Below are 2,896 nucleotides of genomic sequence, written 5' to 3' on the forward strand. Positions count from 1 at the left end.
AGCCGCCTTTCTTTATGGTGGTCAGCGTCGCCTCATCCGTGCCTTCCAGCCCCATGAGGAAGCGCAGGCAACCGGCCTGTTTATACAGGGGCAGGATGGCGGCATCGCGCACGATATCATCGGCGCGGGTGGAGCCGACGAGGGTGACTTTGACGCGCTCGGCAATCAGCGCCTCAAGAAATGCTTTCCATGCACGGCGCGAGGAGGTTGGGTTCTCATCCGCAAGGTTGATCAGTTCGACGCCATGTTCACGTACCAGCCAGGCGATTTCAGCGGCGAACTTTACCGGGTCGCGGTGGCGCCACTGGGTCCAGAACCCGCGCTGTCCGCAGTAGGTGCACAGATGCGGACAGCCGCGCGAAAACTGCAGAACCACAGCGCGCTTGCCACCCCAATAGCTGTGGGCGGCGAAATCGATCAGCTCCCACCCGATACGGGCGGAATCGAGGTCTTGCAACATGGAAGCCGGCCGGGTGGCGTGGGGCTGGCCAAGCAGGCGAAAGGCAATGCCGGGCACTGTTTGCAGCGCCGTTCCGGCGGCAAGCGCATGGATCAGGGCCGGGGCAGTGACCTCGCCTTCACCGCGCACGATGATGTCGATTTCAGGAACGTCGGTCAGTATGTCTTGCCAATGATAGGTTGGGAACACACCACCATAGATGATCTTTGCCGCAGGAACGGCGCGCCGGATCAGGCCGGCAAGGTCGCAGACAGTCGGGTGCGCGGAGGTTGACCCGCTGTGCCCGATCAGCACCGCGTCGGGGCGCAGGGGCACAAGCTGGCGCACGATGTCCGGCAGCGCCATTGGTGCAATATCGGCATTGATCAAGGACACCTGATATCCCGCATCTATCAGCGGACCGCCGATCGCCAGAAGGCCCAAGGGGCGCAACAGCTCGCCCGGAACGCGGCTGCCGATGGCGGTATGGGGCGGGTTGATCAGGACGACGCGCATCAATCACCGATGACAGGGGGGCACTTGCAGGCTAAGGGACAGGGCAATCAATGCCAAGGAGCAAGGCGCATGAAGTTTACCGTGGCCATCGACGGCCCCGCGGCGGCGGGCAAGGGAACCCTTGCCCGTGCGCTTGCGGCGCATTTCGGTTTTGCCTATCTGGACACCGGCCTTCTGTATCGCGCAGCCGCGCGCAAGGCGATGGACGGGATGGACCCGGTGACCGCCGCCAAGGCGCTGACGCCCCTTGATTTTGAGCGGCCCGGCCTGCGCACGGCCAAGATCGGGCAGGCCGCCTCCAAGATCGCGGCCCTTCCTGCAGTGCGCGCGGCACTGAACGATTTTCAGCACAGCTTCGCGCGGGCCGAAGGTGGCGCGGTGCTGGACGGGCGCGACATCGGCACTGTCATCTGCCCCGAGGCCGAGGTGAAGTTCTACATCACCGCCAGCCCCGAAGTGCGGGCGCATCGGCGCTGGCTGGAGGTCGGCGGTGATGAGGCGCAGGTGCTGTCCGAGGTGATCGAACGCGATGCCCGCGACATGGGGCGCAAGGTGGCGCCGCTGATCGCGGCGGATGATGCCGTGCTGCTTGATACCAGCGCGCTGTCGCCGGAAGAGGCGCTGGCGCAGGCAGTGGCCATCGTGGCGCAAAAGATCGGCTGACGCGCTGACAACGCCCGCTCTCCCGGTGCGGTGCGTTTTCGCAGCGCGCGTGGCGTTTTGCTTGCCCTGAAGGTTCGTTCCCGCTATAGGCCGCGCATCCTGACAGGAGTCTCGACCGGCCCGGTTTACTGGGGCGTCAGAGATTTTTCTGAAAGGGCCAACCCAAAGACCGGCGGAGCCAACCGCATGGCCAGTGAAAACAAGAGAAAAGGAAACTGATCTATATGTCCGTTAAAGCAACCATGGAAGACTTCGAAGCCCTGCTGAAGGAAAGCTTTGAAATTGATACGCCCGAAGAGGGCACTGTCGTCAAAGGCCGCGTGATCGCCATCGAGGCAGGTCAGGCCATCATCGATGTCGGCTACAAGATGGAAGGCCGCATCGACCTTAAAGAATTTGCCAACCCCGGCGAAGCGACGCCCGACATCAAGATCGGTGATGAAGTCGAGGTTTACCTTGACCGCGTCGAGAACAGCCGTGGCGAAGCCCAGATCAGCCGCGAGAAGGCCCGCCGCGAAGAAGCCTGGGATCGTCTGGAAAAAGCCTACGCCTCCGAAACCCGCGTCGACGGCGCGATCTTTGGTCGTGTCAAAGGCGGCTTCACGGTCGATCTTGGCGGCGCGGTGGCGTTCCTGCCCGGCTCACAGGTCGATGTGCGTCCCGTGCGGGATGCTGGCCCGCTGATGGGCATGAAGCAGCCGTTCCAGATTCTGAAAATGGACCGTCGTCGCGGCAACATCGTTGTCTCGCGCCGTGCGATCCTGGAAGAATCGCGTGCCGAACAGCGCGCCGAAGTGATCGGCAACCTGACCGAAGGTCAGACGGTCGACGGCGTGGTCAAGAACATCACCGAATACGGTGCGTTTGTTGACCTCGGTGGTGTCGACGGCCTGCTGCACGTCACCGACATGGCCTGGCGCCGCGTCAACCACCCGTCGGAAATCCTTGCCATTGGTGAGACTGTCAAAGTGCAGGTCATCAAGATCAACAAGGAAACCCACCGCATCAGCCTTGGCATGAAGCAGCTGCAGTCCGATCCGTGGGATGCCGTTGAAAAGATGTATGCCATCGGCACGGTCCACAAAGGCCGCGTGACCAACATCACCGATTACGGCGCCTTCGTGGAGCTGGAGCCGGGCGTCGAAGGTCTGGTCCATGTGTCCGAAATGTCCTGGACCAAGAAGAACGTCCATCCCGGCAAGATCGTTTCCACTTCGCAAGAAGTCGAAGTAATGGTGCTGGAAATCGACTCGTCCAAGCGCCGCGTGTCCCTGGGCC

Annotated in this window: 3 protein-coding genes; 2 read left to right on the forward strand and 1 reads right to left on the reverse strand. The window is 62.4% G+C overall.

Going from position 1 to position 2,896, the window contains the following annotated elements; translation table 11 throughout:
• On the reverse strand, positions 1–955 hold a 955-nt coding region (locus RMO18_RS15280), incomplete at its 3' end, for a B12-binding domain-containing radical SAM protein (protein WP_309667043.1).
• A gap of 69 nt (positions 956–1,024) precedes the next feature.
• Here RMO18_RS15280 and RMO18_RS15285 point away from each other — a divergent pair.
• The gene (locus RMO18_RS15285) at positions 1,025–1,618 is read left to right on the forward strand and encodes a d(CMP) kinase (RefSeq protein WP_309667045.1); all 594 of its coding nucleotides are present in this window, start codon (positions 1,025–1,027) and stop codon (positions 1,616–1,618) included.
• 224 nt (positions 1,619–1,842) lie between these two features.
• Positions 1,843–2,896 (forward strand): 30S ribosomal protein S1 (locus RMO18_RS15290; RefSeq protein WP_309667047.1); only part of this gene is annotated, 1,054 nt, incomplete at its 3' end.

It is taken from the genome of Tabrizicola sp. (assembly GCF_031377265.1).
GTDB lineage: Bacteria > Pseudomonadota > Alphaproteobacteria > Rhodobacterales > Rhodobacteraceae > JAUYQR01.

Excerpts from the sequence above, each read along its gene's own strand:
- RMO18_RS15285 (WP_309667045.1), top strand. The coding sequence starts at position 1,025 with ATGAAGTTTACCGTGGCCATCGACGGCCCCGCGGCGGCGGGCAAGGGA.